At 68.0% G+C, this 17,792-nt stretch carries 15 protein-coding genes and 1 pseudogene; 6 read left to right on the forward strand and 10 right to left on the reverse strand.

Annotation, left to right across the window (positions count from 1 at the left end; all coding sequences use genetic code 11):
- Window positions 1–8 precede the first annotated feature (8 nt).
- The 6 genes from KIT89_RS07460 to KIT89_RS07485 form a co-directional block, all read right to left on the reverse strand.
- Window positions 9–1,403: a glycosyltransferase family 1 protein gene (locus KIT89_RS07460; RefSeq protein WP_297599814.1), complete on the reverse strand. Its 1,395-nt coding sequence runs from the start codon at window positions 1,401–1,403 to the stop codon at window positions 9–11.
- On the reverse strand, window positions 1,400–3,175 hold the full coding sequence (locus KIT89_RS07465; protein ID WP_297599816.1) for a glycosyltransferase: 1,776 nt from the start codon (window positions 3,173–3,175) through the stop codon (window positions 1,400–1,402). The genes KIT89_RS07460 and KIT89_RS07465 overlap by 4 nt, the downstream gene beginning before the upstream one ends.
- Window positions 3,172–4,152, reverse strand: coding sequence for a GDP-mannose 4,6-dehydratase (locus tag KIT89_RS07470; protein WP_297599819.1), 981 nt, complete (start codon window positions 4,150–4,152; stop codon window positions 3,172–3,174). The genes KIT89_RS07465 and KIT89_RS07470 overlap by 4 nt, the downstream gene beginning before the upstream one ends.
- Entirely contained in the window at window positions 4,152–5,141 is a 990-nt protein-coding gene (locus tag KIT89_RS07475) for a GDP-mannose 4,6-dehydratase (protein ID WP_297599822.1), read from the reverse strand. Before KIT89_RS07475 ends, KIT89_RS07470 begins: the two co-directional genes overlap by 1 nt.
- A 110-nt stretch (window positions 5,142–5,251) precedes the next feature.
- The gene (gene rfbA / locus KIT89_RS07480; protein WP_297603933.1) at window positions 5,252–6,115 is read right to left on the reverse strand and encodes a glucose-1-phosphate thymidylyltransferase RfbA; all 864 of its coding nucleotides are present in this window, start codon (window positions 6,113–6,115) and stop codon (window positions 5,252–5,254) included.
- Window positions 6,112–6,729, reverse strand: coding sequence for a dTDP-4-dehydrorhamnose 3,5-epimerase family protein (locus KIT89_RS07485; protein ID WP_297599825.1), 618 nt, complete (start codon window positions 6,727–6,729; stop codon window positions 6,112–6,114). The genes rfbA and KIT89_RS07485 overlap by 4 nt, the downstream gene beginning before the upstream one ends.
- Window positions 6,730–6,800: 71 nt before the next feature.
- On the opposite strand from KIT89_RS07485, the gene KIT89_RS07490 reads away from it, so the two are divergent.
- Genes KIT89_RS07490 through KIT89_RS07505 form a run of 4 tightly spaced genes read left to right on the forward strand, consistent with a single transcriptional unit; the run spans window position 6,801 to window position 11,061 of the window.
- Window positions 6,801–8,024 carry a glycosyltransferase family 1 protein gene (locus KIT89_RS07490; RefSeq protein WP_297599827.1) on the forward strand — a complete coding sequence of 408 codons (1,224 nt, stop codon included), beginning with the start codon at window positions 6,801–6,803 and terminating at the stop codon, window positions 8,022–8,024.
- Window positions 8,025–8,033: 9 nt separating this feature from the next.
- Entirely contained in the window at window positions 8,034–9,029 is a 996-nt protein-coding gene (rfbB, locus tag KIT89_RS07495) for a dTDP-glucose 4,6-dehydratase (protein ID WP_297599830.1), read from the forward strand.
- Between the two features lie 26 nt (window positions 9,030–9,055).
- Window positions 9,056–9,919, forward strand: a complete 864-nt coding sequence (gene rfbD, locus KIT89_RS07500; RefSeq protein ID WP_297599833.1) for a dTDP-4-dehydrorhamnose reductase — start codon at window positions 9,056–9,058, stop codon at window positions 9,917–9,919.
- Window positions 9,916–11,061 (forward strand): glycosyltransferase family 1 protein, encoded by a 1,146-nt coding sequence (locus tag KIT89_RS07505; protein WP_297599836.1) that lies wholly within the window; start codon window positions 9,916–9,918, stop codon window positions 11,059–11,061. Before rfbD ends, KIT89_RS07505 begins: the two co-directional genes overlap by 4 nt.
- A 275-nt stretch (window positions 11,062–11,336) precedes the next feature.
- Here the strand turns inward: KIT89_RS07505 and KIT89_RS07510 are convergent, their stop codons facing one another.
- A complete protein-coding gene (locus KIT89_RS07510) occupies window positions 11,337–12,713 on the reverse strand; it encodes an LCP family protein (RefSeq protein WP_297599839.1) in 1,377 nt (458 codons plus the stop codon).
- Complete coding sequence (purE, locus tag KIT89_RS07515; protein WP_297599842.1) at window positions 12,710–13,249, reverse strand: 5-(carboxyamino)imidazole ribonucleotide mutase; 540 nt, start codon at window positions 13,247–13,249, stop codon at window positions 12,710–12,712. Before purE ends, KIT89_RS07510 begins: the two co-directional genes overlap by 4 nt.
- Window positions 13,250–13,424: 175 nt before the next feature.
- Here purE and KIT89_RS07520 point away from each other — a divergent pair, with 175 nt between their 5' ends.
- Window positions 13,425–14,840, forward strand: a complete 1,416-nt coding sequence (locus KIT89_RS07520; protein WP_297599845.1) for an HNH endonuclease signature motif containing protein — start codon at window positions 13,425–13,427, stop codon at window positions 14,838–14,840.
- Window positions 14,841–14,873: 33 nt separating this feature from the next.
- Here KIT89_RS07520 and KIT89_RS07525 read toward each other — a convergent pair whose 3' ends face one another.
- Window positions 14,874–15,983 (reverse strand): 5-(carboxyamino)imidazole ribonucleotide synthase, encoded by a 1,110-nt coding sequence (locus tag KIT89_RS07525; protein ID WP_297603934.1) that lies wholly within the window; start codon window positions 15,981–15,983, stop codon window positions 14,874–14,876.
- Between the two features lie 45 nt (window positions 15,984–16,028).
- Between KIT89_RS07525 and KIT89_RS07530 the strand changes: the two are divergent.
- Window positions 16,029–16,379 (forward strand): annotated as a pseudogene (locus KIT89_RS07530) (GtrA family protein); the annotation flags it as partial.
- Here the strand turns inward: KIT89_RS07530 and KIT89_RS07535 are convergent.
- Window positions 16,374–17,744, reverse strand: a complete 1,371-nt coding sequence (locus KIT89_RS07535) for a UDP-glucose/GDP-mannose dehydrogenase family protein (RefSeq protein ID WP_297599848.1) — start codon at window positions 17,742–17,744, stop codon at window positions 16,374–16,376. The pseudogene KIT89_RS07530 and the gene KIT89_RS07535 overlap by 6 nt on opposite strands.
- Between the last annotated feature and the right edge of the window lie 48 nt (window positions 17,745–17,792).

Here is a 17,792-nt window from a genome sequence, read left to right on the forward strand (position 1 = left end):
TGCCGGTGTCACGATCTCGCCTCCACCACGTAGTTCCAGAGCTCATCGCTGTAATCGGCCCAGGTGCGCGGCGACCGACCTTCGGCGGCCCGCACGAGTCTCTCACGATGTGCCTCGTCAGTGAGAATGCGCACGAGTGCTTCGGCGATCGACCGGTCGTCGCGAGGGTCAACGAACTCAGCGCCCGGGTCGCCCGACGCGAGCATGCTGCCGTAGTTCGACGTGATGACCGGGGTGCCCACCGAGAGCGACTCAACCACCGGAAGCCCGAATCCCTCGTGTAGGGAGGGGAATAGCGTTACCTCGGCGGCTCGATAGAGCGCGGCGACCTGCTCATCTGAGAGGCGCTCATGGTTCGAGATCGCGCGCCCAGCATCCTGCAGCTCAGCGACGCGATGACGAAACCGATCAGAGCTCCACGCATTGCCGCCGACGAAGACCAACTGAAAGACCACGCCCCGCCGCCATGCGAGCTCTGCGGCGTGCAGAACGGCCAAGTGATTCTTGCGCGGCTCGCTACTACCCACGCAGAGCACGATGGGCTCGTCACTCAAGTTGAGTTCCGACCGCGCATCGAGTTCTGACACGAGGGCGAGTTCGTCGTGCGCAAGAGCGACCGCGCGAATGCTCGGCCCTGTGATTCCTGCCGCGGCGAGCATGCGCCGCCAACCCCTGTACTCCACCGCAGCCGCATCGGAGATCGCCGCAATGCGATCGAAGCGTGCGACGGTGGCGAGGTAGCGAGCGAACGCTCCCCGCATGCCGCGAGCCGCCGTCTCGGGCACCGTCAACGGCACGCAATCGAACCCGATCGCGCAGGTCGTGTTTGCACTGAACTCTGCCAGTGCGTGCAGCCGGTCGAGACGGTCAGGCTCGACCGAAAGCTCCGCGAGCACATACGTCGAGTTCCACGGCACAACGAGGTCGTGCCGATGCCGTCCTCCCATGGCTGTGAGTGCGCGATAGCCTTTGCGCCAGCGAACGATGTCGACTGAGCGTGATCGCTGCCACTGGTCGAGCACCGACCGCGTCACCCGCTGGATGCCCGTCGCGAGATCGGTTCGCGAGGTGTGGTGCGCATCGACGAGCACCCCCCCGACCACGACCTCAACCGATCGTCGCGCGTCAAGCGCTGCCGGGCGCAGCGCCAAGAGTGCAGATGGGCCCTCGAGAGCCACCCGTCGACGCCAAGCGATCACCTCATCATGACGCGGAAGCTGGTTCGTCATCACAGCGAGCGCGAGCCACAGCTCGGCATCGATTGCAACCCCGAGTCTCTCGATCAGTCGTGCGAGCACCGCGCGATCATCGAGCGTACGAGTCTGCGCTTTGTTCTCATAGAGCACAGCGTCGAGCAGCCGCCAGCGCGACGACGTCGATCGAGCCCGAATCCTTGTCGTCATGCCGTGTTCACAGGGCCGTCGATCGATAGTCGCAACTCTTCTGCGTAGTCTGCCCACGTGCGTATCGGGCGACTCCGAGCCTCTTCGCTCAAGCGCAAGCGCAAGCGCAGGCCAGGCTCGGTGAGCACTCGGCGCAGGGCATCGACCAGCGCTCGATCGTCGCGCGGGTCGATCAGCACACAACCGCCGCCCATTGCCACCTCGCGGGTGCTGCCATAGTCGGTGGTGATCACCGGAGTGCCGCACGCAAGAGACTCGACGATCGGTAGTCCGAAGCCCTCATGCAACGACGTGAAGACCGTGACGAATGCGTCTCGGTATGACCTCTCGAGGTCATGGTCGTCAACCTCTCGACGAGTCAGCACAGGGCGCCCCTCGACCTGAAGCCGTCGCACCATGCGGTCGAATTGAGCGATGAACTCAGAGCTTCCGCGCCCGATCAACTCAACCTCAAATTCGAGCCCTTCCCTCCACAGCACCTCGGCCGCGAAGAGCAGTGCTGTGTGATTCTTGCGCGGTTCATGACTGCCCACCGCGAGCACCAGCGGCGGCGAGCGGTCGGGCTGACCTACCGAAGCCGGACCCCGTGACACCAGTGTCGGCAACACCACGGTCGTGACCCTCGGCCCCTCGAGGTTCTGAGCGGCGAGCGCAGCGGCGAAACCGCGAAACTCTTCGGCCGCCGTCTCGCTGATGGCTGCGACCGAGGCAGCATGGGTGATCATGCCCAGATAGCTGGCGAACTTCTCTGCCTCGTATGGCGGCAGCAAGTGCGCACTGACGATCGGAATAGTGTCGTAGCCGATGGCGTGCAGCGTGACCGCACCGTGTCGCGCAGCCGCACCGAGGCGTTCGCTCGCATCCATCGCGGGTACCTCGGCCACGACCACAGCGCAGTCGAATGGCACGACGATGGGCAACGACGCTGCCGCTGAGTCGCCTACCGCGGCTTCAGTGTCGCCACCCCAGTGCAGCAACCGGTGCCGCTCACTCTCGCTGACGTGGCGCAGAATCGCATCGCCGTCGTCCCAGACCACGAAATCGACAGCCTGCTCTGTGTTCCACTGTTTGCTGAGGGCGCGAACCACTCTCTGGATACCGGTGTTGTGGTCGGTTCGCGCGCTCAGCGTCACGTCGACGAGTGTTCTGCTGGTGGCGATGCGCATCTCGCGTGTGAAGGCAACCGTGCTCCACCGTAGCGAGCCGAGCACCGCGAGGGCGGCCCGCGCGGCACCGCTCGTCGATGCTTCCAGCTCTATCGCCCGTTGCACCTCGACGACGTCATCGTGTCGGGGCATCGCGCCCGTGACCGCGATGATGAGAAGCCAGGCAGCAGACGATCGAGGCTCCGCGCGAGCCGATTGCACGAGAGTGGCGAGCAGGTCAGATGTCGACTCTGATGTGCTCGGGCGTAGGCCGAGAGCCGAGGCTGCAACGGAGAGTCGGTCAGACACGACGGCCATCGGGTCGACGTGCCCCGCGACCAGCCCCGAGATCTCGCGCTGCTCGGCATCGTGGGCACGAGCACGTTCGCCTACGAATCGAGCGCTCACCCGCACAGCCTCGACCAGACCGACATCGGCCGCCTTGTGGCGAAATCGGGTAGCGAGGCCCCGGCCACCCGCGATCGCCCGGCGACCTGCTACGAGAACGAAGCTCGAACGGCGTGCGACGGTGGCGCGTCGGCGCTCGTCGATGAAGTTCTGCAGCTCTGCGTCATCGAAGGGCCGGTCTCTCCAACTGGCGACCCCGGCCTCTTGACGGCGGCTCACGACTCGGCCATTTCGCCATCAATGACCGCGAGGTCTGCCTCGACCATTCTGCGCACGAGTTCGTCGAATGTGACGCTCGGAGACCAGCCGAGCAGTTCGTGGGCGCGACGGGCATCACCCAGCAACTCGGGGGCGTCGGAGGGGCGCATGAATCGCTCGTCTTGTTCGACGAAGGCAAGGCCGTCGTCGATCCCGACGGCGCGAAACGCGGCAGTAACGAAATCGCGCACGGAGTGTTCCACCCCCGTCGCGATTACGAGGTCATCGGCCACGGTTGATGCGCGCAGAATCGCCTCGGCGTAGTCGGGCGCCCAACCCCAGTCGCGACGAGCGTCGAGGTTGCCGAGCACGATCTTCGACTCGAGCCCGCGCGCGATCCGCGCGACGCCGCGGGTGATCTTTCGCGTGACAAACGTTGTCGGGCGGCGCGGCGACTCGTGGTTATACAGAATGCAGTTGCTAGCTGTGAGGCCCGAACGGCGGTATGCCCGCACGAGCATGTGCCCGTAGGCCTTCGCGGCACCATAGGGCGAGACCGGAGCGATCGGTGTCGACTCCGTCTGCGGCGAGGTCTGGGGCACCCCGAAGATCTCAGCACTTGACGCGTGCACGAACGCGACACGTTCACCCCGAGCCTCCTGCAGAGCTGCAGACGCTGCCAGCAAGGTCGCCGTGGGCATGGCGGTCGTGAGGGCGAAGTCGACCGGACGCTCCCACGACTCGGCGACTGATGTCAGCCCGCCGAGGTGAAAAACGGCGTCCGGGGCGACGTCGCGCAAGATCTCATCGAGGCGCGGGGCGTCGACGAGATCACCGATGTGCTCGACCACCGGGCCATCGCCTGCCCCGATAAGAGAGTCGGGCAACTCGTCACCGGCTCTGACGAGCCCGTGAACCTGCCACCCTCGTGCCACAAGCAGCTCGGCCAAGTAGCTGCCCGTTTGACCCGTGATGCCCGTGACGAGTGCGCGCGCCATCAGTGTTCGACCGCTGTGCCATTCACTCGTGCCACGTCAGAATCGACCATCATGTGCACCAATTGCTCGAAGGAGATAGTCGGTTTCCACCCCAATCGCTCGCGAGCCTTCGTCGAATCGCCAATGAGCAGGTCGACCTCTGCCGGACGCATGAACTGCGGGTCTTGCTCCACGTAGGGGCTCCAGTCGTCGATGCCGACGCGTGCGAAAGCGAGGTCGAGGTACTCGCGCACCGAATGTGTCTCGTCTGTCGAAATCACATAGTCGTCCGGCTCGTCTTGCTGCAGCATGCGCCACATCGCGTCGACGTAGTCGCCTGCAAAACCCCAGTCGCGCTGAGCATCAAGGTTGCCGAGGGTGAGAGTCGTTTGCAGGTCAGCCGCGATGCGGGCCACTGCCGAGCTAATCTTGCGTGTGACGAATTCGGGGCCGCGCAATGGCGACTCGTGATTGAACAAGATTCCGCTCGAGGCATGCATGCCGTATGACTCGCGGTAGTTGATGGTCATGTAGTGCCCGAACACCTTGGCGACGCCGTACGGCGATCGGGGCCACAGTAAAGTCGACTCGCTCTGCGGCACTTCTTGCACCTTGCCGTACATCTCTGAGCTCGAGGCCTGGTAGAAACGGATGCGGCCGACGTCGCCGTTCGAATGCAACCGGAGCGCCTCGAGCATGTTGAGCACGCCCTTAGCCGTCACATCGGTCGTCAGCATCGCGTTTTCCCACGAGTACGCGACATAAGAGATCGCGCCGAGGTTGTAGACCTCATCGGGGTCTGACGCCGCGAAGGCCCGCAACAGGCTCGACAGGTCGAGCAGATCGCCGTTGAGCACGGTCACAAACGGAAGCTCTCGGTGCAGAATGTCGATCTTCGGGTTGTTCTGACCCCGCACGAGACCGAACACCTCGTAGCCCTTGCCATGCAGCAAGCGGGCGAGGTATCGACCATCTTGCCCCGTGACTCCCGTAATGAGCGCTCGAGCCATGTGTTCGGCGTTCCAATCTTCTGTCTATCGCCCGACAGACCGGCCCACCGCGCGCTACACCAGACTACAGCGGATTTTGTGAGCAATTTTCACCCACCGGATCAATAGGGCTATCGCTTCAAGAGCCGTTGCAGGTAGGTGCCGTAGCCACTCTTGGCAAGCGGTGCGGCCAGCGCGGCGAGCTCATCGTCGGTGATCCACCCCGCACGCCACGCGATCTCTTCGATGCACCCGATCTTGTAGCCCTGCCGGTCTTCGATGACCCGCACATACTCTGAGGCCTGCATCATCGACTCGAAGGTTCCGGTATCGAGCCAGGCAGTGCCGCGGTCGAGCACGTGCACCTGCAGCCGGCCCTCACGCAAATAGTGCTCGTTGACGCTCGAGATCTCGAGCTCACCGCGCGCGCTCGGCGTGATCGACTTGGCCACGTCGATGACACTGTTGTCATAGAAGTAGAGGCCCGGCACCGCGTAGTCGCTCTTCGGCACCTCGGGCTTCTCGTCGATCGAGACCGCCCGGCCCTGCGCATCGAACTCGACGACACCGTATGCCGTGGGGTTCGCCACCTGGTAGGCGAAGATCAGCCCGCCCTCGATGTCGCCATACTGACGCAGCGCCGACCCCAGCCCCGCACCGTGAAAGATGTTGTCGCCGAGCACGAGCGCAACACTGTCATCCCCCAAGAACTCTTCGCCGATGAGAAAAGCCTGCGCGAGACCATCGGGCGAGGGCTGCTCGGCGTAGGTCAGCTGAATGCCGAGATCGCCGCCATCGCCGAGCAGCGCCTCGAACTGCGCGCGGTACTCGGGAGTCGTGATGACCAGAATCTCGCGAATGCCGGCCATCATGAGCGTCGACAGCGGGTAGTAGACCATCGGCTTGTCGAAGATGGGCATCAACTGCTTCGAGATGCCCTTCGTGATCGGCCACAGTCGCGTGCCAGAACCGCCCGCGAGAATGATGCCCTTCATCGAGTCGACCACCGTTCATCGAGCGTCGCCGTGAAGTCGGCCGCGGCCGCGAACGACGGCAGCAGACCCTGCTGCTGAGCACTCGCCAGCGTCGGCGCCTCGAGGTCTTTCGGCGACAGCAGCAGCTCATCGCGCGCGAAGGGATACTCGAGGCCGATCGACTCATCGAGCGGCGTGATGCCGTGCTCGCGCTCAGGCGCGAACACCTCACTCACCAGATACGACACCACCGTGTCGTCGTCGAGCGCCACGAAGCAGTGCCCGAGGCCCTCAGCGATGTAGAGGGCGCGGCGATCGATCGAGTCGAGGCGCACAGCCTCAGACTGCCCGAACGTCGGCGAACCGACCCTGATATCGACGACGTAGTCAATGATCGCTCCGTGCATCACCGTGACGTACTTGGCCTGGCTGGGAGGAACGTCGGCGAAATGGATGCCCCGCACGACGCCGCGATGCGACACCGACAGATTGCCCTGCCGCAGCTCGAGAGGGTGCCCGACCGTCTCACTGAGCGCCTCGAAGCGGTACCACTCGGCGAAGAGACCCCGATCGTCGCTGAACTGCCGAGGGGTGAACTCGACCGCCCCCGAGATGCCCAGTTCACGGATCTGCACGGCCCCACCCTAGCAACGCGTGCACGGCGGCCGAGTGTGCGAGAACGGCCGCTCTGCGTAGAGTGGCGGCTGTGAGCAGCACGAAAGCGAGCGCAGAGACCAGAGCCCGCGGCTCTCGCGTGCGCGTGCTGCTCGACGCGACCGCCATGCCCATCGACCGCGGCGGAGTCGCCCGCTACGTCGACGAGCTCGTGCACGCCCTCGACGCCGACCTCGTCATCGTCTGCCAGCCGCGCGACGAGCAGCGGTATCGAGACCTCTCCCCCGACGCGACCATCGTGCCCGGGCCGCGCGCGCTCGGCTGGCGAGGATTCCGCCTCACCTGGGAGCAGCTTGCGCTGCCGCGCATCGCCAGACGGCACGACGTCGACGTCGTGCACTCGCCGCACTACACCACCCCGGTCTTCATGGCTCGACCCCGCGTCGTCACCATCCACGACGTCACCTTCTTCACCGACCCCACCATGCACCGGCCGATGAAGCGGTGGTTCTTCACCACCTGGATACGCCTCTCAGTGCGCCTGGCCGACGAGATCATCGCCCCCAGTCGAGCCACCGCGCGCGAGCTCGAACGCGCCACCGGATACTCGGCCGACCACGTGCTCGTCGCCCACCACGGCGTCGACCACTCGCGCTTCACCCCGCCCAGCGCCGAGCACGTCACCGCCGTGCTCGACCACCACGACCTGCGGGTGCCGTACGTGCTCTTTCTCGGAACGATTGAGCCGCGCAAGAACGTGCCCGCGCTGATCCGGGCCCACGCGCAGCTCGCCGCCGAACGAGACGATGCGCCCCTGCTCGTGCTCGCCGGGGCGCGCGGATGGGAGACCGGGGTTGAGCGAGCGCTGGCAGAGCATCCCCACCCCGATCTTGTGCGCCGGCTGGGATACGTCGCCACCGACGACGTCGTCGCGCTACTCGGCGGCGCCGCCGTCGTCGCCTACCCGAGCATGGGTGAAGGCTTCGGGTTGCCCGTGCTCGAAGCCATGTCGTGCGGTGCCGTCGTGCTCACCACCCGGCGCCTCGCCATACCCGAAGTGGCCGACGACGGCGCCGTCTACAGCGAGCCAGAAGCCGACGACATCGCCCGGGTGCTCGGCCGGCTGCTCGACGACGACCGCGAACGCGAGCGCGTACGCACGCGAGCCCTCGCCCGCGCCGCCCAATTCTCGTGGCGCGACAGTGCAGCGCGGCACCTCGTGGCCTACCGCTCGGCGGCATCGCTGGTGCCGTCGACGACCGGGCCAGTGCAGCTGCCCGAGCACGACGACACCCCGACCGAGACGGCTCAGTAGACTTCACGGGTGAAACTGCTCGTCACCGGCGGAGCCGGATTCATCGGCTCGAACTTCGTGCACCACGTGGCGGGGCACACCGACCACCATGTGACGGTGCTCGACAAGCTCACCTACGCCGGTAATCGCGCCTCGCTCGACGGCATCGCAGAAGCCCGCCTCGACTTCGTGCACGGCGACATCTGCGACGCCCCGCTCGTCGACGGGCTCGTCGCCGCCGCCGACGCCGTCGTGCACTTCGCCGCCGAGAGCCACAACGACAACTCGCTCGACGACCCCCGCCCCTTCGTCGACACCAACATCATCGGCACCTACACGCTGCTCGAAGCGGTGCGGCGCCACGACAAGCGCTACCACCACATCTCGACCGACGAGGTCTACGGCGACCTCGAGCTCGACGACCCGGGGCGCTTCACCGAGACGACGCCATACAACCCCTCGAGCCCCTACTCGTCGACGAAAGCGGGCAGCGACCTGCTCGTGCGCGCCTGGGTGCGCTCGTTCGGCGTGCAGGCGACCATCTCGAACTGCTCGAACAACTACGGGCCGTACCAGCACGTCGAGAAGTTCATTCCCCGCCAGATCACCAACGTGCTGCGCGGTGAGCGCCCCAAGCTCTACGGCTCGGGCGACAACGTGCGCGACTGGATTCACGCCGACGACCACTCGGCAGCCGTGCTCATCATTCTCGACCGCGGACGCCTCGGCGAGACCTACCTCATCGGCGCCGACGGCGAACAGAGCAACCGCGCCGTCGTCGAGCACATCCTCACCGCCCTCGGGCAGCCTGCCGACGCCTACGACCATGTCGTCGACCGACCCGGTCACGACCTGCGCTATGCGATCGACTCGACCAAGCTGCGCAGCGAACTCGGCTGGCAGCCGCAGTTTCACGACTTCGCCGCCGGCCTCGCCGCCACCATCGACTGGTATCGCGAGCACGAAGCATGGTGGGCCCCGCAGAAAGACGCCACCGAAGCGCGCTATCGAGCGCAAGGGCAGTGAACGCGTCAGCGGTTGACGGGCACGCCATGAGTCGTCCGCGGCGCGTGCTCATCACCGGCGCACGCGGCATGCTCGGCACCGACCTGCGGCTCGCCGCAGAACGAGCCGGCCACCACGTCACCGCTCTCGACCGCGGAGCACTCGACATTCTCGACGCCGCCGCGTGCCGCGACGCCGTCGCCGGGCACGACGTCGTGCTCAACGCCGCCGCCTACACGCGCGTCGACGACGCCGAGACGCACGAAGCAGAGGCCATGGCCGTCAATGCTGAGGGTGCCGAGAACCTCGCGCGAGCATCCCGAACCGCGGGCGCAGTGCTCGTGCAGTACTCCACCGACTACGTCTTCGCCGGCGACGCGACTGAACCGTACGCCGAAGACGCACCGCTCGCCCCCGTCAGCGCCTACGGCCGCACGAAAGCCGAAGGCGAACGGCGCGTGCGCGCCGCCCACCCCGACGGCAGCATCGTGCTGCGCACCGCATGGCTCTACGGCGAGCACGGCCCCAACTTCGTGCGCACCATGGTGCGCCTCTACCGCGAGTACGGCACCCTTACCGTGGTCGACGATCAGCACGGACAACCCACCTGGACTCGCGACCTCGCCGAGCAGACCGTGCGGATGCTCTCCGCAGGCGTGCGCTCAGGCACGCTGCACGGCACCGCGTCAGGAGCCACCACGTGGCACGGCTTCGCATGCGCCATCGTCGAGAACCTCGGCGGCGACACTGCTACAGTCGAGCCGACTGACAGCGCTCGCTTTCAGCGACCGGCACAGCGACCCGCGCACTCGGTGCTCGGCCACGACGGCTGGCGCCGCATCGGCCTCGAGCCGATGCGACCGTGGCGCGAAGCGCTCTACGAAGCAATGGCCGAAGGGGTGTTCGGGTGAGTTCTACCACGCTGCGCGTCGTGCTCGACCAGGCCGTCGCGCCGATACCCGGCGGCATCGGGCGCTATGCCATCGAGCTGACGCGCGAACTCATCGCCACGGCGCCGCGCGGCTGCGACGTGACCGGCATCGTTCCCTCATCGCCCGAAGCCGACTACCAGCGCATCGAAGCGGCGCTGCCAGGGCTCGGCGGCCTCTACAAGAGTGCCCTCGACCGCCGGCAGCTCGCCGCCGCCTGGCAGCACGGCTTCACCCGGCTGCCCGGCAGCGGCATGATTCACGCCCCCAGCCTCTTCGCCCCGCTCTACCGGCACGACCGGGTCAACAACCCCGGCGAGCAGATCATCGTCACCATTCACGACACCGTGCCCTGGAGCCACCCCGAAACCCTCACCCCGCGCGGAGTCGCCTGGCACATCGCCATGGCCAAGCGCGCTGAGCGCTACGCCGACGCGATCGTCGTGCCCACGCACACCGTCGCCGACCAGCTGGCAGAGCTGCTCGACTTCGGCGATCGCGTGCGCGTCATCGGCGGCGCAGCCAGCACCACCCTCGACCCAGGGCCGAGCGCCGACAGCAGAGCCGCCGAGCTCGAGCTGCCCGAGCGGTACATCATCTGCGTGGGCACCATCGAGCCCCGCAAAGGCATCGCCGAACTCATCACAGCACTCGCGCTGGACGACGCCCCCGACCTGCCCCTCATGCTCGTCGGCCGCCAGGGCTGGGGCGACATCGACGTCGACGCACTCGCCGCCGAAGCCGGGCTCGACGAAGGCCGGGTGCGCGTGCTCGGAGCCCTCGACGACACCGCCCTCGCCGTCGCCCTGTCGCGCGCCACCGTGGCCGTCGTGCCGAGCATCGCCGAAGGGTTCGGGCTGCCGCTGCTCGAAGCGATGCAGCTCGGCGTGCCGACCGTGCACTCGAGTGCGCCCGCCCTCGTCGAAGTTGCCGCCGGCGCCGGTCTCGTCGTCGACCTCGACCCGCGCGACGAATACCCCCAGCGCCTCGCCGAAGCGCTGCGGCGAGTCGTCGACGACCCCGCACTGGCCGACGAGCTGCGCGTGCGCGGGCGCGATCGTGCCGCCGCCTACAGCTGGCACGACTCGGCCGAGAAGACCTGGCAGCTGCACGCCGACCTGTAGGCGAGCATCCGGGGCCTGGTGCGCACGGCGGCGCCCGCCTGCCGCCCCCCTGCCGCCCCGCACCGCACCCCGCCGCGAAAGCAGCCGTTTGTGGCAAGAGTGCTGAAAAGTTTCGGCTCACATGCCACAAATGGGCACCCACGGCGGAGGAGCACGGAGCGCGGCACCCACGGCGGCGGGGCACGGGCGCGGCACCCACGGCAGAGGGGCAGGGGCGCGGCACCCACGGCAGAGGGGCAGGGGCGCGGCACCCGCGCGGCCGGGCGGCGGCCGCGCTACGGTGCCGGCGAGTCGGTGGGCGCCGGGCGCGGCGCGACCGCCACGCGCACCAACTCGTGGGCGAGCGCGTAGTCGGGGTGCACGTTGTCGATCGTCGGCGGCACCAGCTCGACGCGGATCACCTCGTGCTCGCGCGACTTCACGGCGAGATCGGCGAAGAGTCCGAGCATCGCCTGCGGAATCGTCGTGCGGGCCAGTTCGTTCGACGCCTCGGCGATCGCCTCGAACCGCGTGATCACCGTGGCCGGGTCGAGCTGCTGCAGCATCGCCTCTTGAATGTCGCGCTGATGCCGCATGCGATCGAAGTCGGTGAGGTTGCAGCGGCTGCGCGCGTACCACAGCGCCGTGTCTCCAGACATGAGCTGCTGGCCGGCCGCGATCACGCCGACCACCGGCTCGCCGTTCGCGCAGATCTGCACCGGCTCGTCGACGGTCACCTCGACGCCTCCCATGGCGTCGATGAGGTTCGCGAATCCGGCCATGTCGATGAGCACCGCGTACTGCACGGTCACCCCCGTGACGCCGCCGACCGCGTCTTTCATCGCCTCGAGCGCGGGGGTGCTGCCGTTGCGCTCGGCATCGGGATACAGCTCAGGATGCTCCTCGACCCAAGGGTAGAGGTAGGCGAGCAGGCAGTCGTCTCCGCAGTCGAAACCGTTCGGCCACACCTGCCAGAGCGGTGAGCCCTCGACGAACGGCGCGTCATACAGATTGCGCGGGATGCCCACCATCGTCACCGCGCCCGAACCAGCATCGACGCTCATGAGCGTCATGCTGTCTGGCCTCAAGCCGATGCGGTCATCGCCGGCGTCTCCGCCCAGCAGCAAGATCGTGTAGCGCCCGTCGATGGGGGCGTCGATGCCGCCGCCCGCGAAGACGCCGCTGAGAGCATCCCGCCCCACACCCGTCATGTAGGCGGCCCAGCCTGCAGAACCGGTGCCCAGCGCGATGCTCACGATCACGAACAGCGCCAGCGGTGCGCGCGCCGACGGGCGCGTCTTCACCAGCCGCACGAGCGTGAACGCGTTGAGCGTCGTCACGAGCCACAGCACCGCATAGAACAGCAGCCCGAACTGCGCCACCCACAGCACGATCGGGTTCGTCGCGATCGTCAGCGCGGCCGGGCGCCACAGCCAGAGCAGCAGCAGGGCGGCGGCCACGATCGCCCACAGTGTGAGCGTCGCGCCCACCGCGAAGCGCCCCCACCGACGGCTGCCGGCGAGCAGCTGCGCGCTGCCCGGAACCAGCAGATTCAGCCCCAGCAGCCACCAGCCGCGCCGCGCCATCACGTCGGGGTCGCGCACGTCGGGGTTGCGCAGCGGAGACGTGTGCCGCAGGTCGTGAGCGTGCGTGGTCACAGTGTGGGAGGTCACTGCGCGGGTGCGGCGCCGGAATCCGGTGCCGCGGGGCCTCGGCCGATCGAGGCCTTCAGCGCGGCGTTCTTCTCGGCCACGGCCTGCTCGAGTTCTGCGGCGAAGGCGGTGAGGCGGTCGGCGACGGCCGCATCCGTCGAGCCGATGATGCGCGCCGCCAGAATGCCCGCATTGCGCGCCCCGCCGATCGACACCGTCGCCACCGGGATGCCGGCCGGCATCTGCACGATGCTGAGCAGGCTGTCGAGGCCGTCGAGGGTCTTCAGCGGAACGGGTACACCGATGACCGGCAGCGTCGTCACGCTCGCGATCATGCCGGGAAGGTGGGCGGCGCCGCCTGCGCCCGCGATGATGACCCGGATGCCCCTGCCGGCGGCCGCGCGGCCGAACGAGATCATCGCGTCAGGAGTGCGGTGGGCGCTCAGCACCTCGACCTCGTGCGGGATGCCCAGCTCGTCGAGCGCGACGGCGGCAGCCTGCATCACCGACCAGTCAGAGTCAGAGCCCATGACGACGGCGACGAGCGGAGAGTTCATGGGTCAAGCGTAGGCGCGGCGGGCGCGGCGGGCGGGTGCGGCGCGCTGGGCGGGGGTTGGTGTGGCGTGAGCGTGGGCTGGCCGCCGCTCCTCCACAGGCCGCGAGTCAGACTTCTTCTCCCAAGATTGCCGCACCCCTCTAGAACACACGTTCGAATATTGAGAGAATCGACCCATGACCGCTTCCCTGCTCGCCGCACTCGAGATCGCGCATCGCGCGCTGCTCGACTGCGCCGACGCGGGCTCGATGCACGAGTGCTCAGACGAGGCGCTGCTCGAGACGCTGCACCGGGCAGCCGAGGTGCGCCGGCTGGTCGACGCACGATCGGCGGTGCTCGCCGGTGAGGTGGCCAGACGCTCGACTGCGCAGTTGTCGCACGATGGGCTCGCGCAGCGGCACGGGCACCGCACTGCTGAAGAGCTGGTGCGTGTCACCACCGGCTCGTCGAAGCGCGACGCTCGAGTGGCTGTGCGCGCCGGAACCCTGCTGGCCGAGTCGCTCGGCGAGGGCGACGAGGGCGACGCTCGACCATCGCTCCCCGAGTGGGCGCATGCACTCGTCGAGCCCGTCACCCAGGGCAGACTGTCGACGGCGGCCCTCGAGTCGATTCGGTCGGGGCTCGGCGATGTCAGCGAGACAGTCAACGCCGACGCGCTGAAATCTGCGGTTCGTGCGCTCATCATCGACGCCGAGTCGCTCGACGTCGATCGGCTCTTTCGACGCGCCCGCCAGGTTCGCGATGAGATCGACACTGCAGGCATCGCCGACCGCGAACGCGCCCGTCGAGACGCTCGGTCGTTGCGCGTCTTCCGCGGCAGCGATGGCATGACTCGCGCCACGTGGGTGCTCGACCCAGAATCGGCCGCCGTCGTCACCGATCTGTACGACCGCGCGACGTCGCCACGCCGCGGCGGGCCCACCTTCCTCTCGCCGCGCGATGTCGAGCTCATCGAGCGCATGAACGCCGACGAGCGCACGCCCGAGCAGTACGCCTCGGATGCTTTTCTCGATCTGCTGCGCGCAGGCGCCGACGCCGACTCGAGCGCACTGCTGTCGAGCGGCGCGCCCTCGGTGCGCATCGTCGTCACCGCGCGCGACCTGCTTGAGGGCTCAGGCAGCGCGCACATCGAAGGGCAGACCGACCCCGTGTCGCTGCCGACCGCGCGCCGCATGCTCTGCGACGGAACCCAGGCGCCCATCCTCATCGCCACGACCGGTCAGCCGCTCGATGTCGGCCGAACGCAGCGCTTCTTCACGCCGCGTCAACGCGTCGCGCTCGCCGCTCGCGACGGCGGGTGCCGATGGTCAGGCTGCGACAGGCCTCCGAGCTGGTGCGAAGCACATCACATTCAGCCGTGGGAGGCCGAGAACGGGCGCACCGATGTCGCCGACGGAGTGCTCTTGTGCAGGCACCATCACTTGCTCGTGCACAACAACGGCTGGCGCATCGAGAGACATCGCGGGCCAGACGGGCTCGATGAGTATCGCGCCATACCGCCCGCTCGCGGGGCGGGCACCACCGAGCCACTCGCACTTCGCGCGCACGACCAGACACTTCGACGAGCCCTGCCGGCGCGCCCCGCCGCCTAGGTGGCGGGCGCTGGGTGGTCAGAGAGATTCGCGCTAGTCGAAGTGCGCTGCCGCCGCCCGAGCGCGATACACCGTCTCGTCGAGCTCATCACCCGTGGCCGTCACGTGCCCGGCCTTGCGACCAGCACGCGGTCCCTTGCCGTAGGCGTGCACCTTGACCGCCGGCTGATGACCGAGCGCGGCCATGATCGCGGGCTGCGGCAGCTCGCCGAACACGTTGATCATCACCGACCATGGCGCCCGAGCCGACGTATCGCCGAGCGGCCAATCGAGCACCGCCCTCAGGTGCTGCTCGAACTGGCTCGTCACCGACCCGTCGATCGTCACGTGCCCGCTGTTGTGCGGGCGCATCGCGAGCTCGTTGACCAGCACACGACCATCGCTCGACTCGAACAGCTCGACCGCGAGCACACCCGTCACATCGAGACCGTTCGCCACCGACGTCGCGATCTCGGCCGCGGCACGCTCGACGGCGTCGCTCGCGTGCGCGGCCGGCGCGATCACCTCAGCGCACACCCCGCCCTTCTGCACCGTCTCGACCAACGGCCACGGCCGCGACTCGCCGCTCGGCCGACGGGCGATCAGCTGCGCCAGCTCGCGCCTGAACGACACCAGCTCTTCGACCAGCACGGCCCCGCCCTCGAGCCAGTCGGCAACCTCAGCAGCGCTCGACACGACGCGCACACCCTTGCCGTCGTATCCGCCGCGCGGCGTCTTCACCACAGCGCGCCCGCCATGATCGGCGAGAAAGCCCTCAACCTCAGAGGCCGACTCGGCTCGAACCCAGTCGGGCTGCGGCACGCCCAGTCTCGACAAGCGCTCGCGCATCATGAGCTTGTCTTGCGCGTAGAGCAGAGCATCCGGCCCAGGGCGCACCGCAGCGCCCGCCGCCTGCAGCGCCTGCAAGACCGGCTGCGGCACGTGCTCATGATCGAACGTGATGACATCGCAACCGCGCGCGAACTCGAGCACCGTCGCCTCATCGCGATAGTCGCCGACGGCCGTCGCGGCGAGACGCGCCGACGAGTCGGCCGCCTCGGCGAGCACCCGAATCTCGACGCCGAGCGCCACCGCGGCCGGAATCATCATGCGCGCGAGCTGGCCTCCCCCAATGACACCGACGACGGGCATGAGCCTCCTTATAGAATTCGACTTCCTGTGCCCATTCTGGCCGACAACCGAGGTGAGATGCCCGCCATCGTTTCGCAGCTCGCACGATTCGGTGCGGTCGGGCTCGTCGGACTCGTCGTCGACATCGCCCTGTTCAACCTGCTGCGCGTCACCGTGTTCGACCCAGACGTCATCGACGAAGGCCCGCTGCTCGCCAAGACGGTGTCAGTGTCGGTCGCGATCGTCATCAACTGGATCGGCAGCCGGTACTGGACATTCCGCCTCGAACGGCGACGCCCCGCGGGGCGCGAAGTGCTCGAGTTCGCGCTCGTCAGCATCGGCGGGCTGCTCATCGCCGTCGCCTGCCTCGCCGTCTCGCGCTACGCCCTCGGCTTCACGAGCCTGCTGGCCGACAACATCGCCTCAAACGTGGTCGGGCTGGCGCTCGGCAGCGCGTTTCGCTTCGCTCTCTACCGCTCGTGGGTCTTCGACGCTCGGCGCATGCGCCCGACCCAGCCCGCGCACGATCCAGCCGGCAGCACGCCAAGCGTCGACATCGAGCACGTTGCGGGCGTCGACGACGAGACGATTCGCCACCCCTGACCCCGCGGCTGCCGGATCGAGCTGCCGATACTCGGCCCACTCCGTCGCGAGCACCACCGCTTCGGCACCGGCGAGCGCCTGCTCGACCGTGTCGACATAGATCGGCAGCGGGTCACGACGGCGGGCGGTCTCGATCGCCACCGGGTCGGTCGCCACCACGACAGCTCCGCGCTCGCGCAAGAGCTGCACCACGGCGAGCGCCGGAGAATCGCGCACGTCGTCAGAGTCTGGCTTGAAGGCGAGGCCGAGCACCGCGATGCGGCGGCCGATGAGCGGCCCCAGCTCGCGCTCGAGCACGTCGACCACGCGCGTGCGGCGACGCAGGTTGATCGCGTCGACCTCGCCGAGAAACGCGAGTGCGTCGCCCACACCCAACTCGTCGGCCCGCGCGCGAAACGCCCTGATGTCTTTGGGCAGGCACCCGCCGCCGAAACCGAGGCCCGCGCCCAAGAACGCCCGCCCGATGCGCGCGTCGAGGCCGATCGCGTCGGCGAGCTGACTCACGTCGGCACCCGACGCCTCGGCCACCTCAGCCATGGCGTTGATGAACGAGATCTTCGTGGCGAGAAACGCATTCGCCGCCGACTTCACCAGCTGGGCGGTCGCGAGATCGGTCACGAGACGCGGGGTTCCCGCAGTGAGTGGATGCTCGTAGACGGCATCGAGCAGGGCCACGCTCTCGTTGTCACCGGCTTCGATTCCGTAGACCAGTCTGTCAGGGTGCAGCGTGTCGTCGACCGCTCGGCCCTCGCGAAGAAACTCAGGGTTCCAGACCAGTCGGGCGCCGGTCGTGCGCACTCGGGCCGCGAGGCGTTCGGCAGTGCCGACGGGCACCGTCGACTTGCCCACCACCAGGTGGCCCGGGGCGAGGTGCGGCAGCAGCGCCTCGACGGCGGCATCGACGAACCGGGTGTCGGCAGCGGGCGAGTCTGAGCGCTGCGGTGTGCCGACGGCGATGAAGTGCACGCGTGCGTCTCGCACCGCCGAAGCGTCGGTCGTGAACAGCAAGCGCGAACGATGCGCTCGTAGCAGCTCGGGCAGCCCCGGCTCGTGAAACGGAGCCTCAGCGCGGGCCAGCGCCGCGATCTTCTCCGCATCGACGTCGACACCGATGACGTCGTGGCCGAGCTCGGCCATCCCCGCGGCGTGCACCGCGCCCAAGTAGCCGCACCCGATCACCGAGATTCGCATGAGGCGAGGCTACGAGCGGCCGGCGAGGGGCAGGTGAGCGGGGCGCGA

The organism is Microcella sp. (assembly GCF_025808395.1).
Taxonomy (GTDB): Bacteria; Actinomycetota; Actinomycetes; order Actinomycetales; family Microbacteriaceae; genus Microcella.

Excerpts from the sequence above, each read along its gene's own strand:
- KIT89_RS07460 (WP_297599814.1), bottom strand. The coding sequence starts at position 1,403 with ATGACGACAAGGATTCGGGCTCGATCGACGTCGTCGCGCTGGCGGCTG.
- KIT89_RS07470 (WP_297599819.1), bottom strand. The coding sequence starts at position 4,152 with ATGGCGCGCGCACTCGTCACGGGCATCACGGGTCAAACGGGCAGCTAC.
- KIT89_RS07475 (WP_297599822.1), bottom strand. The coding sequence starts at position 5,141 with ATGGCTCGAGCGCTCATTACGGGAGTCACGGGGCAAGATGGTCGATAC.
- rfbA (WP_297603933.1), bottom strand. The coding sequence starts at position 6,115 with ATGAAGGGCATCATTCTCGCGGGCGGTTCTGGCACGCGACTGTGGCCG.
- rfbD (WP_297599833.1), top strand. The coding sequence starts at position 9,056 with ATGAGTCGTCCGCGGCGCGTGCTCATCACCGGCGCACGCGGCATGCTC.
- purE (WP_297599842.1), bottom strand. The coding sequence starts at position 13,249 with ATGAACTCTCCGCTCGTCGCCGTCGTCATGGGCTCTGACTCTGACTGG.
- KIT89_RS07520 (WP_297599845.1), top strand. The coding sequence starts at position 13,425 with ATGACCGCTTCCCTGCTCGCCGCACTCGAGATCGCGCATCGCGCGCTG.
- KIT89_RS07535 (WP_297599848.1), bottom strand. The coding sequence starts at position 17,744 with ATGCGAATCTCGGTGATCGGGTGCGGCTACTTGGGCGCGGTGCACGCC.